At 69.3% G+C, this 19,298-nt stretch carries 23 protein-coding genes; 7 read left to right on the forward strand and 16 right to left on the reverse strand.

The window, feature by feature from the left end:
- Window positions 1-146: 146 nt before the first annotated feature.
- Complete coding sequence (locus P0Y48_10920; GenBank protein WEK12969.1) at window positions 147-680, forward strand: FCD domain-containing protein; 534 nt, start codon at window positions 147-149, stop codon at window positions 678-680.
- On the opposite strand, the gene P0Y48_10925 is transcribed toward P0Y48_10920, so the two are convergent.
- Window positions 646-1,368: a Pr6Pr family membrane protein gene (locus P0Y48_10925; GenBank protein ID WEK12970.1), complete on the reverse strand. Its 723-nt coding sequence runs from the start codon at window positions 1,366-1,368 to the stop codon at window positions 646-648. The genes P0Y48_10920 and P0Y48_10925 overlap by 35 nt on opposite strands.
- A 214-nt stretch (window positions 1,369-1,582) precedes the next feature.
- On the opposite strand from P0Y48_10925, the gene P0Y48_10930 reads away from it, so the two are divergent.
- Entirely contained in the window at window positions 1,583-3,544 is a 1,962-nt protein-coding gene (locus P0Y48_10930; protein ID WEK12971.1) for a carboxypeptidase regulatory-like domain-containing protein, read from the forward strand.
- Window positions 3,545-3,598: 54 nt separating this feature from the next.
- On the opposite strand, the gene P0Y48_10935 is transcribed toward P0Y48_10930, so the two are convergent.
- The 4 genes from P0Y48_10935 to P0Y48_10950 form a co-directional block, all read right to left on the reverse strand.
- Window positions 3,599-3,922 carry a DUF1508 domain-containing protein gene (locus P0Y48_10935; protein ID WEK12972.1) on the reverse strand — a complete coding sequence of 108 codons (324 nt, stop codon included), beginning with the start codon at window positions 3,920-3,922 and terminating at the stop codon, window positions 3,599-3,601.
- Window positions 3,923-4,061: 139 nt separating this feature from the next.
- The gene (locus P0Y48_10940) at window positions 4,062-4,385 is read right to left on the reverse strand and encodes a serine hydrolase (protein WEK12973.1); all 324 of its coding nucleotides are present in this window, start codon (window positions 4,383-4,385) and stop codon (window positions 4,062-4,064) included.
- A gap of 176 nt (window positions 4,386-4,561) precedes the next feature.
- Window positions 4,562-4,843, reverse strand: a complete 282-nt coding sequence (locus P0Y48_10945) for a hypothetical protein (GenBank protein WEK12974.1) — start codon at window positions 4,841-4,843, stop codon at window positions 4,562-4,564.
- Between the two features lie 68 nt (window positions 4,844-4,911).
- A complete protein-coding gene (locus P0Y48_10950; GenBank protein WEK12975.1) occupies window positions 4,912-5,301 on the reverse strand; it encodes a VOC family protein in 390 nt (129 codons plus the stop codon).
- Window positions 5,302-5,387: 86 nt separating this feature from the next.
- Between P0Y48_10950 and P0Y48_10955 the strand changes: the two genes are divergently transcribed.
- Complete coding sequence (locus P0Y48_10955) at window positions 5,388-5,993, forward strand: TetR/AcrR family transcriptional regulator (GenBank protein WEK12976.1); 606 nt, start codon at window positions 5,388-5,390, stop codon at window positions 5,991-5,993.
- Between the two features lie 10 nt (window positions 5,994-6,003).
- Here the strand turns inward: P0Y48_10955 and P0Y48_10960 are convergent, their stop codons facing one another.
- From P0Y48_10960 to P0Y48_10975, 4 genes are all read right to left on the reverse strand, one after another.
- The gene (locus P0Y48_10960) at window positions 6,004-6,870 is read right to left on the reverse strand and encodes an alpha/beta hydrolase (protein WEK12977.1); all 867 of its coding nucleotides are present in this window, start codon (window positions 6,868-6,870) and stop codon (window positions 6,004-6,006) included.
- A 56-nt stretch (window positions 6,871-6,926) separates the two neighbouring features.
- Complete coding sequence (locus P0Y48_10965; protein WEK12978.1) at window positions 6,927-7,922, reverse strand: NADP-dependent oxidoreductase; 996 nt, start codon at window positions 7,920-7,922, stop codon at window positions 6,927-6,929.
- Between the two features lie 82 nt (window positions 7,923-8,004).
- Window positions 8,005-8,688, reverse strand: a complete 684-nt coding sequence (merB, locus tag P0Y48_10970; GenBank protein WEK12979.1) for an organomercurial lyase — start codon at window positions 8,686-8,688, stop codon at window positions 8,005-8,007.
- Window positions 8,678-9,214 carry a helix-turn-helix domain-containing protein gene (locus tag P0Y48_10975; protein WEK12980.1) on the reverse strand — a complete coding sequence of 179 codons (537 nt, stop codon included), beginning with the start codon at window positions 9,212-9,214 and terminating at the stop codon, window positions 8,678-8,680. The genes merB and P0Y48_10975 overlap by 11 nt, the downstream gene beginning before the upstream one ends.
- 86 nt (window positions 9,215-9,300) lie before the next feature.
- Here P0Y48_10975 and P0Y48_10980 point away from each other — a divergent pair, with 86 nt between their 5' ends.
- The gene (locus P0Y48_10980) at window positions 9,301-9,792 is read left to right on the forward strand and encodes a PaaI family thioesterase (protein ID WEK12981.1); all 492 of its coding nucleotides are present in this window, start codon (window positions 9,301-9,303) and stop codon (window positions 9,790-9,792) included.
- Here P0Y48_10980 and P0Y48_10985 read toward each other — a convergent pair.
- Window positions 9,778-10,290 (reverse strand): hypothetical protein, encoded by a 513-nt coding sequence (locus P0Y48_10985; GenBank protein ID WEK12982.1) that lies wholly within the window; start codon window positions 10,288-10,290, stop codon window positions 9,778-9,780. The two genes, P0Y48_10980 and P0Y48_10985, sit on opposite strands and share 15 nt — an antisense overlap.
- Before the next feature lie 286 nt (window positions 10,291-10,576).
- On the opposite strand from P0Y48_10985, the gene P0Y48_10990 reads away from it, so the two are divergent.
- The gene (locus P0Y48_10990) at window positions 10,577-11,473 is read left to right on the forward strand and encodes a helix-turn-helix transcriptional regulator (protein ID WEK12983.1); all 897 of its coding nucleotides are present in this window, start codon (window positions 10,577-10,579) and stop codon (window positions 11,471-11,473) included.
- A 17-nt stretch (window positions 11,474-11,490) separates the two neighbouring features.
- Window positions 11,491-12,477 (forward strand): aldo/keto reductase, encoded by a 987-nt coding sequence (locus P0Y48_10995; protein ID WEK12984.1) that lies wholly within the window; start codon window positions 11,491-11,493, stop codon window positions 12,475-12,477.
- Between the two features lie 60 nt (window positions 12,478-12,537).
- Here P0Y48_10995 and P0Y48_11000 read toward each other — a convergent pair whose 3' ends face one another.
- On the reverse strand, window positions 12,538-13,023 hold the full coding sequence (locus tag P0Y48_11000; GenBank protein WEK12985.1) for an FBP domain-containing protein: 486 nt from the start codon (window positions 13,021-13,023) through the stop codon (window positions 12,538-12,540).
- Window positions 13,024-13,354: 331 nt separating this feature from the next.
- Here P0Y48_11000 and P0Y48_11005 point away from each other — a divergent pair, with 331 nt between their 5' ends.
- On the forward strand, window positions 13,355-13,900 hold the full coding sequence (locus P0Y48_11005; GenBank protein ID WEK12986.1) for a DNA starvation/stationary phase protection protein: 546 nt from the start codon (window positions 13,355-13,357) through the stop codon (window positions 13,898-13,900).
- Window positions 13,901-13,936: 36 nt separating this feature from the next.
- On the opposite strand, the gene P0Y48_11010 is transcribed toward P0Y48_11005, so the two are convergent.
- The 5 genes from P0Y48_11010 to P0Y48_11030 are packed head-to-tail and all read right to left on the reverse strand — an operon-like array spanning window position 13,937 to window position 19,298.
- Window positions 13,937-14,872, reverse strand: a complete 936-nt coding sequence (locus P0Y48_11010) for a phosphotransferase (protein WEK12987.1) — start codon at window positions 14,870-14,872, stop codon at window positions 13,937-13,939.
- Entirely contained in the window at window positions 14,872-15,792 is a 921-nt protein-coding gene (locus tag P0Y48_11015; GenBank protein WEK12988.1) for a hypothetical protein, read from the reverse strand. The genes P0Y48_11010 and P0Y48_11015 overlap by 1 nt, the downstream gene beginning before the upstream one ends.
- The gene (locus P0Y48_11020) at window positions 15,789-17,225 is read right to left on the reverse strand and encodes an amidase family protein (GenBank protein WEK12989.1); all 1,437 of its coding nucleotides are present in this window, start codon (window positions 17,223-17,225) and stop codon (window positions 15,789-15,791) included. Before P0Y48_11020 ends, P0Y48_11015 begins: the two co-directional genes overlap by 4 nt.
- A 55-nt stretch (window positions 17,226-17,280) precedes the next feature.
- Window positions 17,281-17,943 (reverse strand): HAD family phosphatase, encoded by a 663-nt coding sequence (locus P0Y48_11025; protein WEK12990.1) that lies wholly within the window; start codon window positions 17,941-17,943, stop codon window positions 17,281-17,283.
- Window positions 17,940-19,298, reverse strand: a complete 1,359-nt coding sequence (locus tag P0Y48_11030; GenBank protein WEK12991.1) for an aspartate aminotransferase family protein — start codon at window positions 19,296-19,298, stop codon at window positions 17,940-17,942. Before P0Y48_11030 ends, P0Y48_11025 begins: the two co-directional genes overlap by 4 nt.

A 19,298-nucleotide genomic window follows, 5' to 3' on the forward strand; every position in this document is an offset into this window, starting at 1 on the left:
CGCACTTCGATGGCATCTCATCTCGCGGAGAGGTTCTCAGCGACGTCGTCTACGAGCGCATCGGCGCGGCGATCATCGACGGTTCCTTGGCTCCGGGAGAACGGCTTCGCGATGCGGAGCTCGCCGAGCAGCTCGGGGTGTCCCGCATGCCCGTCCGCGAGGCGCTGCAGCGTCTCGCGCGGATCGGCCTCGTGGAGATGTCGGCGAGCCGCTACACGCGGGTCACTACCCCCACGCCGGAGTTGGCGCAGCAGACCCTGGAGTACACCGGTTACCAGGCGGGGCTCGCGATGCGAATGGCGATACCCAGGATGACCGACGACGACCTCGCACAGACAGTCGCGCTCATCGACGCGAAAATCACAGCATCGGATGCCGACGACATCCCGACGCTGTACGCGGCTGCGAGGTCGCTTTATGCGTTCGTTTCGGCGCGTACAGGGAACACCGTGTTCGCCGTGATGATGCGGGAGGCCGGACTCGCGATGGAGAGGAACCTCCGCGGCCTGCGCCCGGTGCTCGGCGATGTCGCCGAACGTGGCGCGCTCTACCGAGAGTTGCGCGCGGCGGTCGTCGCTCGTGATCGGGACGGGGCGGAGCGCGCAGTGCGCGAACAGCACGGGCTCGGGTCCCGGAACCTCCGCGTCATCGGTCTGGATGACTTGTCACCTCAGCCGTAGCGTCAACGCGGTCCTTCTCCCTGACGCGTCGGTTCCCCACCCAGACGACGAACGCGCCGACCGCGAGGAAGGCAACAGAGATCGCTGCAACGTAGGCCATGACCGAGGGCCACCCGCCCGGCGCGTGCGGATTGAGGAACGGGTAGGGGTACCACCACGTATCTCCGCTCGCGGGGTTGGTGACCAGCGGGCCCCGGATGAGGGTGTAAATCGTCCACACGATTGGGAAGGCGATGATCAGCCAGATCGAACGCCGTGGGAGATGTCGCCGGGAGATCCCCAGAAGCAGGTCGACGAGCATGAACAGCGGTCCGATCAAGTGCAGCACTTCGTTGGACCAGGGCACGGGGCGGCTGCCTTGATCCAGGCTGATCCCGCGAAGCAGCACGTTGTAGACGATTCCGGTGATCAGCATGTAGGTCGTGGCACACGCCAGTGCCAATGACATCGCCCCCAGTGCCGACTCGCTGGGACCGGGCCTTCTCAGCTGGGCCGCCGCCGCCCACCCCAATGCAACCGCCGCGATGACATTGGACAAAATCGTGAAGAAGCTGAAGAAGTTCGCTACAACCGTCGCCATGTCACGACCGAGCTCGATGGTCGTGGTCACCGATGCGGTGAGCTGTGTGAGGATCGCGGCAGTGATCGCTAGCGCCATGGAAAGGCGCACTATGGACCACGTCGTCATGAATGCTCGTGGGTGCATGAAGTGCACGCTATCGACGGCAGGTGTGCGATTCCAACTGTTGCGTCCCAGCGACTACCCGTGTAGAACTTCCAGGACGAATCGACGATTCCGATTTCTGCGAAGAAGAGGTTATATGATCCCTCCCCCTCGGACCTCTCGCGGGTCGCGCATGCGTGGCCGCGTACGAGGCGCCCTGGCGTTGGGTCTCGCCACAGTGCTCCTGCTGACTGCTGCACCTGCGCTGGCGGTCACGGTCGGCCGGTGGGCTGACTGGTCGTTCACGGGGGTCGCTGGGGCATTCACGGGCACGGTGGCGTTGGCCGATGTTCCGGCGTTGACGGCGACGTTCACGTCGACGTCCCGCGGTGGTCAGGTGGGGGTGGTCTCGGGCGATTCGGTGTGGCTTCCGGAGGGTACAGCGGTGGGAGCGAAGTACGGTTCCAGCCAGGGCAGACCGTACGTCAATCTTCGCCCGCGCGCGGATACCGCGAGCGGCGCTTCCGTCACCACCTACACGTTCTCCCGGCCGACCCCCGTTGAGAACTGGACGTTCGTGCTCGGCGACATCGACGCCGACGCCGTCACCATCCGCGCGACGGGCCCGGATGGCTCGGAGCTCACGGCCGCCGATCTCGGCTTCCGGGGCGGCTTCAACTACTGCGCTCCCGGGCTCGCCGGGAAACCATCGTGCTCGGGGTCGGCAACGGACGTCCCCACCTGGGACCCAGCGACATTCACCCTCACAGGGAATGCGGCAGCGGCCGATACGTCGGGCGCCTCGGCATGGTTCGAGCCCAGCACCTCCATCTCCTCGCTCACCTTCACCTTTCAGCGGCGAGCGGGACTCCCCGTATACCAGACCTGGTTCGCTTCCCTCTCCAGAGACATCACCGGCGACGTGTCCGACGTCTCCGACCCCGGCGCACCCGTTCCGGCCGAGGGTGTTGTGCTCCGGCTCGTAGACCCGTCCGGCGTCGTGCTCGCGACGACGACGACGGACGCCGCCGGTTCGTACAGTTTCGTCGGAGTGACGGCCACGAGCGGATATGTCGTGGAAGTCGTGCCGCCGAGTGGGCAGATCAGCGACGGCCCGGGCCGTGTGCCCGTGGACCTCGCAGACTCGGACGACACCGCGGCGTTCACGATCCGGGACATCATCCCCGTGCCGGTGTCAGGAGCGGTCCGCGACGACGCCGGCAGCCCACTGGCCGGTGTCGAAGTCACGCTCAGCGACGGAACCACTAACTTCGCCACAACGACCGGAAGCGACGGCAGCTATCTCTTCGACACGGTTCCGCCCGGCACATACACACCCACCGCTGTGGCACCGTCCGGTTACAGCGGCTTGACGAGCCTTCCGGACATCACCGTTCCCGTTGGCGACGAGACACCGATCACTGGTCAAGACTTCACATTCGCACCTAACTCCACGCTTTCTGGTCAGGTCACGGACGGAGCAGATGGTGTCGCAGGTGTCACCGTTGGTGCCGTCAGCGATAGCGACACGTACACGACCGTCACCGGCAGCGACGGTAGCTACGCATTCCCGCGCATTCCGTCTGGCGCATATGAGGTGACGATCACTGTACCCGCCGGGTATACCTCGTCGAACCCTTCTCGATCGGTCACGCTCTCCTCTGACGACGAAGTTGCAGACTTCGTACTCGAAGCGGCGCCCCGTACCGGTGTCGTCGCGGGGGCCGTCACAGACACCGATGGTGCACCCGTACCTGGAGCCACCATCACAATCAGCGGACCTGGAGCGCCGGAGACGATCATCACCGGCGACGACGGGAGCTACTCTCTCGACGGTCTCCCCGCCGGCACCTACACAGTCACGGTGACGCCACCGGACGGCTACGACGCCGGCGATGTCGGATCGCGCACTGTCACGATCACGGACGCGGGCGAAACAGTTGACGCGTCGTTCGTGCTCAACATCTCCATCAGCCCAAGCCCAACAGCCACTCCGACACCCACGCCCACTCCGACACCCACGCCCACTCCGACACCCACGCCGGGCGGCATGGGCCCGGCTGCGGGGCTTCCCAGCACGGGTGGTAACAATCCCACCGGACTGGTCATGCTGGGATTTGCCCTGGTTGGCTTCGGAGTGCTCCTTACCGTCGGTGCTAAAACTCGCGGTGGGCGAGCGACTGCATCGAGCGCACGCTAACCGGAGGAAGGTTTTCGCCGAACGAAAGTCGGGCCTTTTTCTCCGTCACGCGGCTCAGGGTCCCGTGGCAGATCCCGCATTGCTCTTGACATTTTCAGCGGCGCGTTCGGCGTTGCCCTTGCTCGCAAAGGGTTCGCCCGAGGACGCAACTTTGTCGCTCGACCGCCACGCCCGCCACCGCCAATGTGCGCCAGCGTCCGGATACACCTCGAACCGCGCTGATGCTGCGCCGGCTTTGAAGGACTCAGCAGCACGTCGCGCGTTGGACTCACTCGGAAAACTCTCGCCTGCCCAAGCAACCAGCTCGTGGTTGCCCCCGAACAGGCGCCAGGTGTAGCCAGCCGCGGTCCCCTGGTTCGCTTCGACCTTGAAGTACATGGACATCCTCATTCCTGGGGGCGCCGTCGACCCCGGCGCTCAATATAGGAGGAAGTGGTAGCGGGCGGAAGTGCCTCGTTGTGAGTGTCCCGCGTCGCACCCTTGACTGGGCGAGGGAATGCGGGCACCGGGCACGCCGTCAGGACAGGCGAATGGCCTCGGCTGCCAAGCGCGCAACTTCCCCGAGCGCCCGGTCAGCCTCGGGGTTGCGTGCGCGGATGTCTAGTGACCGGGTGAACACGGCGATCGCAATCGAGCGCCCGTCCGGATACGTGACGACGGAGGCTTCGTTGCGAATGCCCTCGAGCGTTCCTGTCTTCCCGGCGACGGCCACTTCGGGGGGAAAGCCGGACGGTATGCGCTGCGCAGACACTTGGCGACTGAGTACGCCGCGGGCGCTCAGCGCGTTCTGGCGCTCGTACTTGCTACCCGTAGCGGCGCGGGTTCTCGCACGCTTTCTCATTCCGCCATCATGCTCGGTGCTGCAGGAACATGATCATGCCCTGCCAGGTCTTGGGATAGGTCCATGGCTGGCGCACGGCCCCTAAAGGCTCCGGGGACCGCGCGCGGACACGATGTAGTGGGAACGCCGAATCAGACAACCATGAGAGCCTCAGCGCACTTCTGGGGGCGAGGCCTTCACGGAGCCGGAAGCGCGGCGACCAGCACCTGGTGTGCCGCGATCACCGCCACGATCGTCACCACCAGGCCGATGAGTACGATGGGCCAGCTGCTCGCCCACTTCTTCCACCTCGGGCCGAGAGTCGCGATCGTCACAACCAGAATGGCCAGTAGGGCAACTCGTGCCGCGAGGATCGCAGCGTCAGCGGTCGCGAAGTCGCATTGCTGATCACACGCCGCGGATCGCATCGAGAGCAGGGGAATCAGCCACACCGCGATCCCGGTGAGGACGACGTGCACCGCGAGCAGGAGCCACGTAGCGACGCCCCGACCAGGGCGCTCAAGGTCGGGGTGCGCCTGGTGACGAGTCAGCGAACGGATGGGCGCTCCTGGATCACCCACGCGTTGCCGGCGGGGTCGGCGAAGAAGACGAACGAGTTCCAGTCGCCGCCGCGACCCTCCCGGAACTCGCCGCCCTCGACATGCTGGACGGCGCTCACATCGACTCCACGTGCGATCAGCTCCGCACGGGCAGCGTCCACGTCGTCCACGACGAGCTGCAGACCGTCCACGCGCGTGGCGCCGTTCCGAAGGTGGATGCTGCTCGCGGAGCCGCGCGGCGTCAGCTGGACAACGCGGCCCGTCACGCCTGTCTCGATATCAAGGTCGAGTTGGAAGCCGACCTGCTCCTCATAGAAGCGTTTGGCGTCGTCGATGTCGTCGACGCACACAGGTACGACCTCGAGGCTCCACTGCACACTCGCACCCTACCGGCGCTGGGCTCGGCATCCCAGGGAGAGTAGACTCATAACCGAGCACAGTCACTTAACTTCCGGAGGGGCGCATGACGGTGTCACCGCCGGCCGTGGGCCGCCGCGAACGCAACAAGCAGGCCAAGCGAGAGCGGATCATCGCCGCCGCGAGCACCCTGTTCGCCGAGCACGGCGTCGACGACGTGACCACCCAGCAGATCGCCGACGCCGCCGACATCGGCACCGGCACCCTCTTCCTCTATGCGCGGACCAAGGGCGAGCTCCTGCTCCTGGTGCAGAACACGCACTATGAGCGGGCACTGGCCGACGGCAGGGCAGCCGCCGAGACGGCATCCTCACCCGTCGACGCGATCCTCGCGCTCACGGCACCCATCGTGGCCTGCAACCGCGTGCAGATCGAGAACGGACGCACGTACCTGCGCGAGATGCTCTTCGGCGACGCCACGGAACCGCACCACGCGGAGGCCCGCCGGATCGTCACCGACACCGACACGACGCTCCGCCAACTCCTGACCGACCTCGCCGGTCGCTCCGCCGAAGAAGCGGCCGTTCTGGCAGGGGTCATCTCTTCGGCGATGTTCGTCTCGATGGCGGCCGCGCCCGCAGAGGCCGCAGTGGAGGAGATCCTGGCGGGGCTGCGCACGCAGATCGCGACGGTGCTCGGCGCCGACCGGTGACCTGGGCGGCTCAGGCGCGGCTCTCGTCGCGCAGGAAGGCCGCGGCGACGGGGGCGAACTGCTCCCCATGCTGGAAGATGCCGCCGTGCCCGGAGTCGGGGTAGATGATCAGCTCGGAGTCGGGAATGCGCCGATGCAGGTCTTCGGAGAGGATGCTGGGCACCATCCGATCGTTGTCGCCGTTGGCGATGAGGGTCGGGCCGGTGATGACCGACAGGTCGGACGGCGCCGACCGGCCATAGCGCGCGATCGCCTTCAGCTGCGTGCGGAAGGCCGAGATCTTCGCGGGAGCATCGCGATCGACGGTGCGCTCCTTGAGACGGCCGATGAACTCCTTCGCCGCCTTCTTGCCCGCAGCGTCACGAGGGAAGAAGAGGAACTCCTTCGGATCGGAGCCGGAGAGGATCGCACGCGCCATGTCGCCGTACGTCACGCCGGCGACCTTGTCGATGTCCTTGCCGCCGCGCGGCCCGGTTCCGGTGAGGACGAGCCTGCGGACCAGCGTCGGGTGCTTCACGGCGAGGTCTTGCGCGATCATCCCGCCGAGCGAGAACGAGAACACGTCGATCCGCTCGTAACCGAGCGCGGAGATGAACGCGTACGCATCGTCGGCGGCCTCCTCGATCGTGGCAGGGAAGGAGCCGGTCGACGCGCCGACGCCGCGCTGGTCGAACGTGATCACGTGCCGGTGCCGTGCGATCTCGTCGACGAGACGCGGGTCCCAGTTGTCGAGGGTTCCGGCGAGGTGCACGAAGAAGACCACCGGGATCTCCTGCCTCGGACCGAGCTCACGATAGGCGTAGGTGACGCCGCCCGCCGCCACCGTGCGGGTGGGGGCGAGCGCGTAGGAAGTGACGGGGCTCAGCGGAGTGCTCATGATGGTGTTCTCGATGTCTCGTGAGGGTTCGGATGAGGGTGACGGATGCCGCGGGCTCACGCGCCGAGCACGACGGTCTTGCCTCGGGTGCCCGAGGCGTGCAGTGACGCGAGCGCCGCCGGGGTCTGATCGAACGGGTACGTGGCACCCACCACGGGGCGGATCGCACCGGCATCCACGAGCTCGGCGATCCTGCGCAGCTGTTCGCCGTCGGCACGCATGAAGAGGAACTCGTACCGCACCCCGCGCTTCGCCGCGGCCTTGCGCACCCGGCGGCTGAGCCCGGCCATGACGAGACGGAGCACCGGATTGAGGCCGGCGCGTGCGGCGAACGCGGGCGTCGGAGGCCCCGAGATGCCCACGGCGACACCGCCGGGGCGGAGCACGTTCAACGACGACATCAGGTTGTCGCCGCCGAGACTGTCGAGCACGAAGTCGTAGCCCTCGAGCTCGGCCGAGAAGTCCTGCGAACGGTAGTCGATGACGACGTCGGCGCCGAGTTCGCGCAGGTAGTCGGCGTTCTTGGCGGATGCCGTCGTGGCCACATGGGCGCCGAGGTGCTTGGCGAGCTGGATCGCGATGGTCCCCACGCCTCCGGCGCCGGCGTGGATGAGCACCTTCTGCCCGGCGCCGACCTTCCCGATCTCCACGAGCGCCTGCCACGCGGTGAGGCTGACCAGCGGGAGCGATCCGGCCTCGACGATGTCGACGGATGCCGGCGCGCGCGCGACGTCTGCCTGATCGACGGCGACGCGCTCGGTGAGCGTGCCGATGCGGTAGTCGCGCACCCGGGCATACACGCGGTCGCCGGGAGAGAACGAGCGGACGTCGCTTCCGACGCGGATCACCGTGCCGGCGACGTCGTGACCGAGCGTCAACGGGGCCTTGTAGCGCAGCAGGGCTTTGAACTCGCCCTTGCGGATCATCTCGTCGAGCAGGTTCAGCCCGACGGCCTCGACTCTCACGAGAAGGTCGCCCGCCCCCACGCTCGGCTCCGGGATCTCGACCTCGCGGACGGGCTGGGTGTACGCATCGAACGCGAAGGCGCGCATGGACTGCTCCTTATGGGAGGGTTGGTGAAAGTAACGATTAGACTCAATAATGAGCCTAGTCAGTTATCTTGTCAACCTCGCGTCACGCCTCGCCGTCGTCGGGAAGCCCCCAGAAGGCGCCGCGGAGTCCGACGCTGCGGAAGTACTCCGCCGCGGCAACCGGTTCGCGCCGCTCGTACGGCGAATCGAGACGCCCGTCGTACCAGTGGGCTGCGAGCCGCCACAGGGTCTCCAACGACATGACCGACCCGCGCGGCCGGCCGGTGCGGGCGAGCCACGCGGCGACGCAGTCGTCGGAGCAGAAGAGGAGCTGGTTCTCGCAGGCGTGCGCCGCGTCGGGCCAGATGCGGTCGACGGGAGTGAGGAAGTGCGCCACCTGCTCGCCGGCGGGCACGGCATCCCTCGTCACGTTCCAGGCGTGCGCGGTGCCGCACGACGGACACCGGGTCGCCACCAGCACATCGGGCGCGCCGGGGACGAGGTGCGGGATGGCGAACGCGTCCCACGCGCATCCGCCCCACCAGAGGGTGTGCGGGCCCATCACCGAGAAGCCGAACGATCGCGTCGCGAACGGGTGAGCCATCTCGACCTCGCCGTCACGCAGCACGATGTGCCGCGCCTCGGCGACCTCGCGGAGAGCGTCGGCGAAGTCCGGGAGCGAGAGTCCGAGCCCGTCGGCGAGCGCCTCGTGCGCCGGAAGCGCACCCGTGCGGGCGAGGGCGGAGTAGACGGCGTGGCGCACGCGCTCCGCGGTGTCAGTCAGCATCGAGCGCTCCCCCGTGTGCGTCGCCTCCGTGTGCGTCGGCCCGTGCGTCGGCTGTCTCCGCGCTCGCCACGCGGACCGGGCGCAACTCCACCTCGGTCACGGGGACGTGCGCGCCGGCGGGGCCGGTGAACACAGCCCGGACGGACACTCCGGCGGCGTCGGTGATCACCGTCCCCGGACTCCCCTCGCCGCGCGTGTGCGCCTCGCCCCACTGCATCAGGGCGACGAGAGGGAGCTTCAGATCGACGCCGGCCGGTGTCGGCTCGTACGCCTCGCGCGCGCGGTCGCCAGGCCGGTGGTACGGCACGCGGGTCAGCACGCCGGAATCGACGAGCGCCTGCAGCCGGGCGGCGAGTACGTCGGTGGCGATGCCCAGCGCCTCTCGGAACTCGGAGAACGTGCGCCGACCCCGGAACACCTCGCGCAGGATGAGGAAGCTCCATGGGTCAGAGAGCACCCCCACGCTCCGCGCGAGTCCGCAGGGTCCGTGGGCGGCGGTCACGAGGGCTGGAGATCGTCGCGGCATCCCCGTATCGTACCGCTGAGTTGCTTTAACCAAGTGAGCAAGTCTCACGCGGGCTGAACACCTCGACCCAGACGGGAGACAAGACGATGAAGCGACCGGAGCACTCGGCATCCGCACCCGCGGCAGCGCCGCTGCAGAGGTCGGGGCGGGACGTGCTGCAGGCGATCCAGAACGGCGACCTCGACGATCCCCCCATCAGCCACCACGTCGGGCTGCGGTTCGCGCAGATCGATGACGGCGACGTCGTGCTGACGGCAGAGCCGGACGCGTCGCACTACAACCCGATCGGCGCGGTGCACGGGGGCTTCTTCGCGACCGTGCTGGACTCCGCGTGTGGGTGCGCGGTGCATTCGACGCTCCCCGCCGGGGTGGGCTACACCAGCCTCGAGCTGAAGGTCTCCTTCCTCCGCCCGATCACGGCCGAGACAGGCACGGTGACCGCCCACGGCTGGGTCACGAAGCGGGGCCGGAGCGCCGCGTTCGCGGAAGCGGACCTGCGCGATCGCGACGGCCGCGTTCTCGCCACGGCATCCAGCACGTGCCTCGTGTTCCCCCTGGCGAACTCACCCGCGCGCTGAAGGTGACGACGCGTCCGGTTCTCTGCAGGCTTCGGTCTCATCACCGCACATGAACACTCGTGTCGGAACGGCCAACTCGTACTCCTGCCCCTCGACGTTGTAGCTGATGACGACGCCGTCCCACCCGCCGCCGTCGGTGCTGGTCGCGCGGAAGCCGACGAGCACCTGCTGGAAGGGCACTGTGCTTCCGCACTGGTACGTGAAGGTCGCTCCCTCAGCCGGGGCGACCGTGGAGCCCTCGGCGAGCTGCGGTGGATAGGAATCGGTATAGATGATCGCGTCGCCCAGACCGCTGCTCGTCATGACCAACGGCTCCAGGATCTCCACCTTGCCGATGCCCTTCAGCGCATCGACGGACGTGATCGTCGCTGCTGTCGCCCCGCTCAGGCACACATCGATCCCGAAGCTGGTGACTGGCTTCTCCGCGGTCCACCACGACACACTCGTCGTCCACCTATCTGTGTCGACGTCAGCGGATGCGGAGGTGCCGAGCTTCAAGGGTTGCTGTTGGTTAGCGGGCACAGGCTCGGCAGAGCAACCGGTCAAGGCGAGGAGAGCCGCGCCCGTCATCGCAATCGCACGCGCAGACCTGTGCCTCACGTCGCCCCTTCTTACCCCTTGCATCGACCACGCTAGTTCGAGGTGAGGCGAGCGTTCGCCACCACTTCTGACGGTTGGCGTCATCTCGGCCCGAGCCGTCGGCGGAGCGGCACCCGGAGGACCCCCAGTTCCCGGGTACTGACAGACCCTCCCACCCGGGCTGGTGCGCGCGTACCGTCGAGGCATGGACCACCGCAGCGACGTGCGCGAGTTCCTCTCGACACGCAGGGATCGCCTCACCCCCGACCGCGCGGGCCTTCCCGCCGTCGGGGGCAGGCGGCGCGTTCCCGGGCTCCGCCGCGAGGAGGTGGCGCTCCTGGCCGGGGTCAGCGTCGACTACTACACCCGGCTCGAGCGCGGCGACCTGTCGGGGGCGTCCGACGGGGTGCTCCAGGCCCTCGCCCGCGCCCTCCAGCTCGACGACGCGGAGACCGCGCATCTGTTCGACCTGGCCCGCATCGCCAACGCCTCCCCGGTGACGAAGAAGGCTCGCGCCCGCTCGACGGAACTGCGCCCGAGCATCATGCGTCTGCTCGACGCGATCACCGACGCGCCCGCCCTCATCCGCAACAACTACTTCGACTACGTCGCCGCCAATAGCCTGGCGCGCGCTCTCTACTCCCCCGTATTCGCGGAGCCGTCGCCCAACAGCGCGCGGTTCAGCTTCCTCAATGCCGCAGCTCCCGACTTCTATGTCGACTGGGACAAGACCACGCGGGAACTCGTGGCCACGATGCGGGGCGAAGCCGGACGCAACCCGTTCGACAGACGGCTCACCGACCTGGTCGGGGAACTGTCCACGCGCTCGGAGCACTTCCGCACGCTGTGGGCGGCTCACGACGTGCGCTATCACCGCACCGGCGTGAAGCGGCTGCGGCATCCTGTCGTGGGAGATCTGGAACTCACCTACGAGGCGTTCGACCTCCCGGCGGATCCGGGGCTGACCCTCTCCACGTACACGGCAGAGCCCGGCTCGCCCTCCGCCGATGCCCTGCGGATGCTCGCGAGCTGGGCCGCGACGAGCGCGCGCAGCGATCACGACTCGAGCATCCTCTCGCGACCCGCGAGCGACGGCCACTGAATCAGAAGGACCACCACATGCACACGCGAACACTCGGCCGAGACCTCACCGTATCGGCGATCGGCCTCGGCGCCATGGGGATGTCGATGAGCTACGGCCCCAACCCCGGCTCCCGCGACGAGATGATCGGGGTTTTGCGGGGCGCCGTCGACCGGGGCGTCACGTTCTTCGACACCGCGGAAGTGTACGGACCCTACGTCAACGAGGAACTGGTCGGCGAGGCGCTCGAGCCCGTGCGCTCCGAGGTGGTCATCGCGACGAAGTTCGGGTGGCGGATCGAGGGCGGGGCGATGGTCGGCCTCGACTCGCGACCCGAGCAGATCCGTCGGGTCGCCCACGCCTCCCTCGCCCGGCTGCGCACCGACGTGATCGACCTCTTCTACCAGCATCGCGTCGACCCCGACGTGCCGATCGAAGACGTCGCCGGAACGGTCGGGGAGCTCATCGCCGAAGGAAAGGTGCGTCACTTTGGACTGTCGGAGGCCGGCGCAGGCACCATCCGACGCGCTCACGCCGCGCAGCCGGTGACGGCGCTCCAGAGCGAGTACTCCCTGTGGACGCGCGATCCCGAGCGCGAGGTGCTGCCCACGCTCGCCGAACTCGGCATCGGGTTCGTCCCGTTCAGCCCGCTGGGGAAGGGGTTCCTCACCGGCACCGTCGACGCGACGACGAACTTCACGGAAGGCGACATCCGCACCCGCGTGCCCCGGTTCGAACCCGAAAACCTCGCGGCGAACCAGCGACTCCTCGACCTCGTGCGCGACATCGCCGCCCGCCGCGGCGCGACCCCGGGCCAGGTGGCCCTCGCCTGGCTCCTCGCCCAGCAGCCGTGGATCGTCCCGATCCCGGGAACGCGACGCGTCGAGCGAATCGAGGAGAACGCCGGCGCCACGACCATCGCCCTGTCGGCCGACGACCTGTCGGCGCTCGACGCGCTGACCCAGCACGTGCCCGTCAGCGGCGACCGCTACAACGAGGCCGGAATGAGGATGGTGGGGCGCTGATCCGCAGCCGCCCGGCCGCCCGCCCGCCCGCCCGCACCACCCTCCCGCCGCTGCCGACCGTCACCCGCGCAGTTCGCGGAGGAACCCCTGCACGTGCTCCTGCAGACGAAGGATGCGCAGATCGCGCGCGGCCTCCCGGTCGTACCCCTCGTACGCGAGCGGCGGGAGCCGACGTACGTTGGCCGAGCAGGCGAAGTTCGCGCAGATGAGCGTGCCGATGACGTCGCCGCGCCGCCCGGCCGGTCCGGCTCTGCGCGCGGCGAAGAACTGGACGTCGTTGCGGAGCGTGACGTCCTCGCACCACGAGCACTGCGCGCGGGCGAGCGTACGCTGCTCGGCTTGCTGGAGCAGCACGGCGACGGTGTCGCCCGCGTCGTCCTGGGTGACGAGATAAGCACGGCGCGGCATCTTCGGGTCGGCCCAGCCGAGGAAGTCGAGGTCGTCGACATCGAGGTCGAAGCCGGCGGGGAGGGTGAGGGATGCCGCTTCCTTGCGGGAGGCGTTGAGGAACGATGCGCGGATGGCGCGCTCGTCTACGGGGAGCATGAGGGCTGCTTTCTGCCTCACGGGGAGGCGAGGAGGTGTGGCCGCGTCGAAACGAGGAGCCGACGGGAGGGCCGTGGAAGAGGATGACGAAGGCGCCGACGACCGGATCGGTGTCGGCGGGGGCGTCAGTCTGTGCCGCCGGCGCGGTGAGCGCCGGTGACCTCCTCCTGCACCTGCGAGGTGCGCCACACGGAAAGCATTCGCCGAGTCTACGCCGCCCCCGCGGGCGTCGGGTCGGACGTGACGGCATCCGACGCACCCGCGGTAGCACCGCGAACGGCATCCGGCAATCCCCGTGCGACGGTGACATGCGGCTCCTAACGTCGCTGTCATGGCCACCACCACGACGACCAAGAACAAGCGCAAGCCCGCCCGCGGAGCACGCCTCACCGACGAGCAGAACGCCGAGAGCGGCTTCTCCGCGTCGAAGGCGCTGAGCGACAACCTCCAGCGCGTGCTCGTCGACCTGATCGAGCTCGCGTCGCAGGGCAAGCAGGCGCACTGGAACGTAATCGGCACGAACTTCCGCGACACGCACCTCCAGCTCGACGAGATCATCGACGCGGCACGCGAGTTCAGCGACACGATCGCCGAGCGCATGCGCGCGCTCCACGCCCTCCCCGACGGACGCAGCGACACGGTATCGGAGACGACGACGCTGCCCGAGTTCCCCCAGGGTGAGATCTCGACCACCGACGTCATCGACCTCGTGACGGTGCGACTGGAGGATGCCGTGAGCACCTGCCGCGAGGTGCACGACGCGGTCGACGAGGAAGACCCGACGAGCGCCGACATCCTTCACGCGGTCATCGAGAAGCTCGAGCAGTTCGCGTGGATGATGAGCGCGGAGAACCGGACGCCGCGCGCATCCTCCTGATCCCCTAATCCCCGCTACGGCGCCGACACAGCGCCGCTACAGCGCCGCCACCGCGCGGGCGCACTCGTCGCTGCGGAGCATCGTGAGCGCCCCGAGCAGCATCCCGGCACCGTACTTCTCGTAGTCGAAGTCGATGTCGCGCACGACGGAGTTGTACAGCGCCCAGTGCCCCCACTTCACGAGCGTGCCCACGCCCGAGAGGTACAGGCGGGCGAGCTGACCCTCGGTCGGTTCCGCGCCGGCGTAGCGGGCGAACAGCGCGGACCTGACGTCGGCCGGGATGCCGAGGATCGTGAGGTAGGCGCCCAGCTCGTAGTAGCGGTCGGTGTTGGCCGCGTAGTCGAAGTCGATGAGCATCATCGGCGCGCCCGCCTTCACCATGAAGTTCGGCGGGTTCGGATCGTTGTGCCCGGGGACCAGTTCGAGGCCCGCGGCGACGTAGCGCTCCTGGATCGGCTGCCACCGCTCCTGCACTTCTCGCTGATACGGCTGGAGCGTGCGGCCGGTGGCGGCGATCTGGGCACGGTGCTCGTCGATCATGTCGAACAGGGTCTTGGTGACCGACAGGAGTTCCCCGCCGTGCAGTTGGCGGTAGAGGCGCATCACCTCGGACATGCCCTCGGGGGACAGCAGATCGCCCGCACCCGACGACCGGTAGCCGTCGAGGAACGCGCTGACCTCGATCCCGGTCGCCGCGTCGAAGTAGAGCACGGCCGGTCCGACGCCCGTCGTGGCGGCGACGACGGCGGCTTCGTGCGCCGCCTGCCGGTCGACGAAGGCGTCGGCGCCGAGGCCGGGGACCTTCAAGAAGCGGATGCCGTCGGGCGACAGCATCCGCCAGTTCACGTTCGTCGTTCCCGACGAGATGCGCTCCATGCGCAGGTCGGAGCCGAACGTCCAGTGCGGGAGCGCGGGCAGTGCGGCGGCGAGCGCGTCGGCCCTCAGCGCGTGCCACGCCGTCTCGGTGGTCATCATCTCCATCCCTTCCCCGCCTGCGCGATGAGCGCCTCGATCTCGCCGGTGGCGACGGGATGCTCGGCGTGCCACGTGCGGAACATGAGGTACCCGAGGTACCCCACCTCGGACTCCGGTTCGAGGGCGTGGGCCTGCATCGCCCGCAGCAGCACCCACAGGTCGACGACGATCCCCCACAGGCGGGCGCGGGCGTAGGCACCGGGGTGATCGCTGCCCCAGAGCAGGGCGAACGCCTCGTCGGCGGGCAGGACGGTGGGCGACAGCTCGGTGAGGATGCTGCCGACGTCGGCGAGCGGATCGGCGAGCCCCGCCGTCGTGCCCCCGGTGAGGAGCACCGCGCCGTCGGGGCCGAGCTGGAGGTCGGAGAGCTCGGACGACAGCCACGCGGGTGCGGCCGGCGGGCCGCCCGCGACGGCGAGACGCACGCTCGGGAGCGCGTCCGCCACGGGCCGGAGCGCGAGCGGGAGCGGAGCCTCGACGGCGGCGAACGCGTCGAGCATCGCCTGCGCCTCCGCCCCGAGATCGCGCGGCGGCAGCTCGGCCCCCGATTCGCGGAACGTCCGCCTTGCGGCACCGACCGCCGCGACGGCGCCGGGCGTCTGCTGCACGCGGAGGCCGGTCGCGACGCGCCACCGCTCATCGAGGGCCGCCTCCACGGTGACCCCGGATGCCACGTCGATCGCCCGCACGGCGGGCCCGACACCGGCGCGTGACGCGGCCTCGCGGGCGATCGCCGCCGCGCTGGCCGCCGCGTGTGCGCGCGGTGCTTTCGCGATGACGGTCTCACCGGCATCCGTCGTGGCCCGCCAGCTCTCGTGCGAGGCGCCCTGCCAGCTGAGCAGGCCCGCACCGATCCCGGTGGGCTGCCAGTCCAGCGCCGCCCACTCCTCCGGGAGTCCGCTCAGCCGCGCGCTCATGCTCCGGCGCCGCCGGCGGTCGGGAACGCGGGCATCGGGAAGGCGAGGTCGAAGCCGCGCTCCCGCTCGAGGAGGGCCAGGATGCCGAGCACGCCCGCATCGTCGAACCGGCGACCGCCGACCTGCACCCCGATCGGCATGCCGGAGGCCGACATCGCGACGGGCACCGTCCCGGCGGGGAGGCTCGTGAGGTTGTACGGCGAGGTGAAGACCATGTGGTCGAGCGAGTAGTCGTTGCGCACGGGCGTGACGTTCTCGGCGGGGAAAGACACGACGGGGGTGACCGGCGACAGCACGTAGTCGTAGGCATTGAGCACGGCCGCGATCTTCGCTCGCACGGCATCCAGCTTCTTCTCGTTGATGACGTGCTGCACGGCCGTGATCTCGGTGCGGCTCAGCAGCTGCTCGAGCAACTGCGGGGGCAGCAGCGGCCACAGCTCCTCCGGCACCGCGAGAAGCTCCGGCAGCCCGCGGGTGGAGAGCACGGTCATGAAGCTCTCGCGGTCGGCGGCGGTCGTCAGCGGCTGATCGATCGGCACGACGGTCGCGCCGTGCGCCGCGAGCACCGCGGCCTGCGCGCGCACCGCGTCGGCCACCTCCTCGTCGACACCGCCGGGCACGTCGGTCGCGAGGAGGAGTCCCACGGTCGCGCCGGCGAGGGAGGAGGCGGGGAGGCCGTCGCCGTCGAACACGCCCGGAAGGCTCAGGTGGTCGGTCGCGTCGGGCTTGCCGATGATGCGCAGGAGCGCCGCGGCATCCGCCACGGTCCGCGCCATCGGGCCGGCGCTGCCGATGAGCTTCGGCGGGTCGTACGCGATGCGCCCCTGGGTGGGCTTGAGGCCCGCGAGTCCGCACAGGGCGGCGGGCAGACGCACCGAGCCGCCCATGTCGGTACCGATCGACAGCGGCCCGGCGCCGAGCGCGACGAGCGCACCCGACCCGCTCGACGAACCCCCGGGGTTGAGCTCCGGGTTCCACGGGTTGCGGATGATGCCGAACTGCGAGCTGACGCCCGCGCCGATGAGCCCGAAGTCGGGCATCGACGTCTTCGCGAACAGCGTCGCCCCCGCTTCGCGCAGTCGCCGGACGGGAGCGCCGTCGTGAACGGATGCCGGGGCGGCGTCGTTGAGCTTGCTGCCGTGCCAGCGCGGGAGCCCCACCATCGGGAAGCTGTCCTTCACGGAGACGGGGACGCCGTCGAGTTCGCTCAGCGGAGCGCCCGCGGCCCAGCGCGCGGCGCTCCGAGCGGCATCCTCCAGCGCCTGCTCGGCGTTCATGACGGCGACCGCGTTGAGGTCGATCCCCGCGGTGGCGGCGATGTTGATGGCGGCCTGCGTCGCGTCGACGGGCGAGATGCTGCCGTCGCGGTACCCCGCGACGAGGTCGGCGGCGGTGGCGGCGGCGAGCGTGGCGGTCGGGGTGGGAGCGGTCATCGTTTCTCCAAGATCGGGCGGGTGGTGCGGGTTGGTACGGGTCAGCAGGTGGTAGTCAGGGGGTGTGGACTGCCGCGGGCGGCGCGAGCTGCTGCAGATCGGCGAGGGTGCGGCCGACGAGGTCGTCCCACTCGGCGGCGGCGGCCGACGCGTCGACCGGGAGGTAGAGGGGCACGGCGATCACGACCGCGCCGCTGGCGACACCGGCGGCGAGCCCCGTGGCGCTGTCTTCGAGCACGACGCACCGTTCGATCGCGACGCCCAGCCGTGCGGCGGCCGCGAGATACGCCTCCGGATGCGGCTTGCCGTGGGCGACGTCGTCGCCGGCGACGGATGCCAGGGCGACCGGTGCGGCGTCGACCACGTGGTCGACGATCACGCGGTTCGACATGCTGACGATCGCTTGGGGGATGCCGGCGGCCGCCACCTCGGCGGCGAGCGCGAGCGCCCCCGGACGGAAGACGAGGTGCTCGGCGAGACCGCGCTGGACGCGTGCGGTGAGGTCGTCGACGATGGCCGACGCGTCGCCCGCGATCCCCGCCTCCTGCAGCACGCGGGCCGTCGTGGCCATACTGGCGCCGACGAGGCGGTCGAGGTCGCCGCGGTGCAGGGTCACACCGGCACGCGCGGCGAGCTCACCGGCCGCGTCGAGCCAGGCACGCTCGGAATCGATGAGCGTGCCGTCCATGTCCCACAGCACCGCATCCGGCCAGGTCATCGGGGCGCGACCTCCTCGAGCACGGTGTCGAGGGTCTCCAGGAGGAGCACCGCCTCCGGCTCGCCGAAGACGAGCGGCGGCCGGATCTTCAGGACGTTGTTGCCGGGGCCCGCGACACTGATGAGCACGTTCCGCTCCCGCAGCGCGTTGACGATCGCGAGCGCGGCGGCGGAGTCGGGCGTCTTCGACTCGGGGTCGGTGACGATGTCGACGCCGATGTACAGCCCCGATCCGCGCACGTCGCCGATGTGCGGACGGCCGACGGCGAGCGCCGCGATCCCCTCTCGGATGAGGCGGCCGGTGCGGTCGACCGATCGGATGAGGTCGGTCGACTGGATCACGTCGAGCACGGCCTGCGCCGCGGCGATCGACACGGAGTTGCCGCCGAAGGTGTTGAAGTAGGGCACTTCCTTGCCGAAGCGGGCGAGGATGTCGCCCCGGCCGGCGAGCGCAGCGACGGGGATGCCGTTCCCCATCGGCTTTCCCATCGACACGAGGTCGGCCTCGACGCCGTGGCGCTCGAAGCCCCAGAACGTCGAGCCGGTGCGGACGAAGCCCGGCTGCACCTCGTCGGCGATGAACAGCGCGCCGTAGGCGTGGACGACGTCGATCGCGGGGGCGAGGAAGCCGCGTGGGTCGGGGTAGATCCCGTCGGAGGAGAAGATCGAGTCGGCGAGGAACGCCGCCGGGCGGATGCCGTGGGCGATCAGGTCGTCGAACGCCTCTCGCACCCGATCGGCGAACCAGGCGCCGATGTCGTCGGTGTCGACGCGGTAGGCGTCGGGGGCCGGGATGATGCGCACCGTGTCGTCGTCGGGGAATCCCCCCGAGATGGCGGGCGACACCCGGCTCAGGAGCTCGGTCGTGCCGTGATACGCCTCCGCCGTCACGACGATGCCCTGGCCGCCCGTCCACAAGCGCGCGATCCGGATCGCGAGGTCGTTGGACTCCGAGCCGGAGTTCGTGAACATGATCGAGCCGATGTGGTCGGGCAGGGTCGCCAGCAGCTGCTCGGAGTAGGAGACGATCCCGTCCTGCAGGTACCGGGTGTGGGTGTTGAGCTTCCGCATCTGTGCCGACACGGCATCCGCGACGGCGGGGTGGGCGTGGCCGACGCTCGGCACGTTGTTGTAGGCGTCGAGGATGCGGGTGCCGTCGGCGTCGTAGAGGTAGGCGCCCGACCCCGACACGGCGTGGACGGGCGTGCGGTAGAAGAGGCGGTAGCTCGGGCCGAGGCTGGCCTGGCGGCGGAGCACGAGCTGCTGGGCGGTGGGGGTGAGGCGGTCGAGGTCGGCGATGCGGAAGCTATTGCCGTCCATGATCGAGGAGAGCGAGACGGGCGCGTCGGTGGTCAT

This window comes from Candidatus Microbacterium phytovorans (assembly GCA_029202445.1).
In the GTDB taxonomy this organism is placed as follows: domain Bacteria; phylum Actinomycetota; class Actinomycetes; order Actinomycetales; family Microbacteriaceae; genus Microbacterium; species Microbacterium phytovorans.

What these genes read in the sequence shown, in the direction of transcription:
- P0Y48_11020 (WEK12989.1), bottom strand. Translation starts at nt 17,225, where the DNA reads ATGACCGCTCCCACCCCGACCGCCACGCTCGCCGCCGCCACCGCCGCC.
- P0Y48_10995 (WEK12984.1), top strand. Translation starts at nt 11,491, where the DNA reads ATGCACACGCGAACACTCGGCCGAGACCTCACCGTATCGGCGATCGGC.
- P0Y48_11015 (WEK12988.1), bottom strand. Translation starts at nt 15,792, where the DNA reads ATGAGCGCGCGGCTGAGCGGACTCCCGGAGGAGTGGGCGGCGCTGGAC.
- P0Y48_11000 (WEK12985.1), bottom strand. Translation starts at nt 13,023, where the DNA reads ATGCTCCCCGTAGACGAGCGCGCCATCCGCGCATCGTTCCTCAACGCC.
- P0Y48_10955 (WEK12976.1), top strand. Translation starts at nt 5,388, where the DNA reads ATGACGGTGTCACCGCCGGCCGTGGGCCGCCGCGAACGCAACAAGCAG.
- P0Y48_10965 (WEK12978.1), bottom strand. Translation starts at nt 7,922, where the DNA reads ATGCGCGCCTTCGCGTTCGATGCGTACACCCAGCCCGTCCGCGAGGTC.
- P0Y48_10960 (WEK12977.1), bottom strand. Translation starts at nt 6,870, where the DNA reads ATGAGCACTCCGCTGAGCCCCGTCACTTCCTACGCGCTCGCCCCCACC.
- merB (WEK12979.1), bottom strand. Translation starts at nt 8,688, where the DNA reads ATGCTGACTGACACCGCGGAGCGCGTGCGCCACGCCGTCTACTCCGCC.
- P0Y48_11005 (WEK12986.1), top strand. Translation starts at nt 13,355, where the DNA reads ATGGCCACCACCACGACGACCAAGAACAAGCGCAAGCCCGCCCGCGGA.
- P0Y48_10980 (WEK12981.1), top strand. Translation starts at nt 9,301, where the DNA reads ATGAAGCGACCGGAGCACTCGGCATCCGCACCCGCGGCAGCGCCGCTG.
- P0Y48_11010 (WEK12987.1), bottom strand. Translation starts at nt 14,872, where the DNA reads ATGACCACCGAGACGGCGTGGCACGCGCTGAGGGCCGACGCGCTCGCC.
- P0Y48_10920 (WEK12969.1), top strand. Translation starts at nt 147, where the DNA reads ATGCCCGTCCGCGAGGCGCTGCAGCGTCTCGCGCGGATCGGCCTCGTG.
- P0Y48_11030 (WEK12991.1), bottom strand. Translation starts at nt 19,298, where the DNA reads ATGACCACCGACGCGCCCGTCTCGCTCTCCTCGATCATGGACGGCAAT.
- P0Y48_10935 (WEK12972.1), bottom strand. Translation starts at nt 3,922, where the DNA reads ATGTACTTCAAGGTCGAAGCGAACCAGGGGACCGCGGCTGGCTACACC.
- P0Y48_10940 (WEK12973.1), bottom strand. Translation starts at nt 4,385, where the DNA reads ATGAGAAAGCGTGCGAGAACCCGCGCCGCTACGGGTAGCAAGTACGAG.
- P0Y48_11025 (WEK12990.1), bottom strand. Translation starts at nt 17,943, where the DNA reads ATGACCTGGCCGGATGCGGTGCTGTGGGACATGGACGGCACGCTCATC.
- P0Y48_10925 (WEK12970.1), bottom strand. Translation starts at nt 1,368, where the DNA reads ATGACGACGTGGTCCATAGTGCGCCTTTCCATGGCGCTAGCGATCACT.
- P0Y48_10990 (WEK12983.1), top strand. Translation starts at nt 10,577, where the DNA reads ATGGACCACCGCAGCGACGTGCGCGAGTTCCTCTCGACACGCAGGGAT.
- P0Y48_10975 (WEK12980.1), bottom strand. Translation starts at nt 9,214, where the DNA reads ATGCCGCGACGATCTCCAGCCCTCGTGACCGCCGCCCACGGACCCTGC.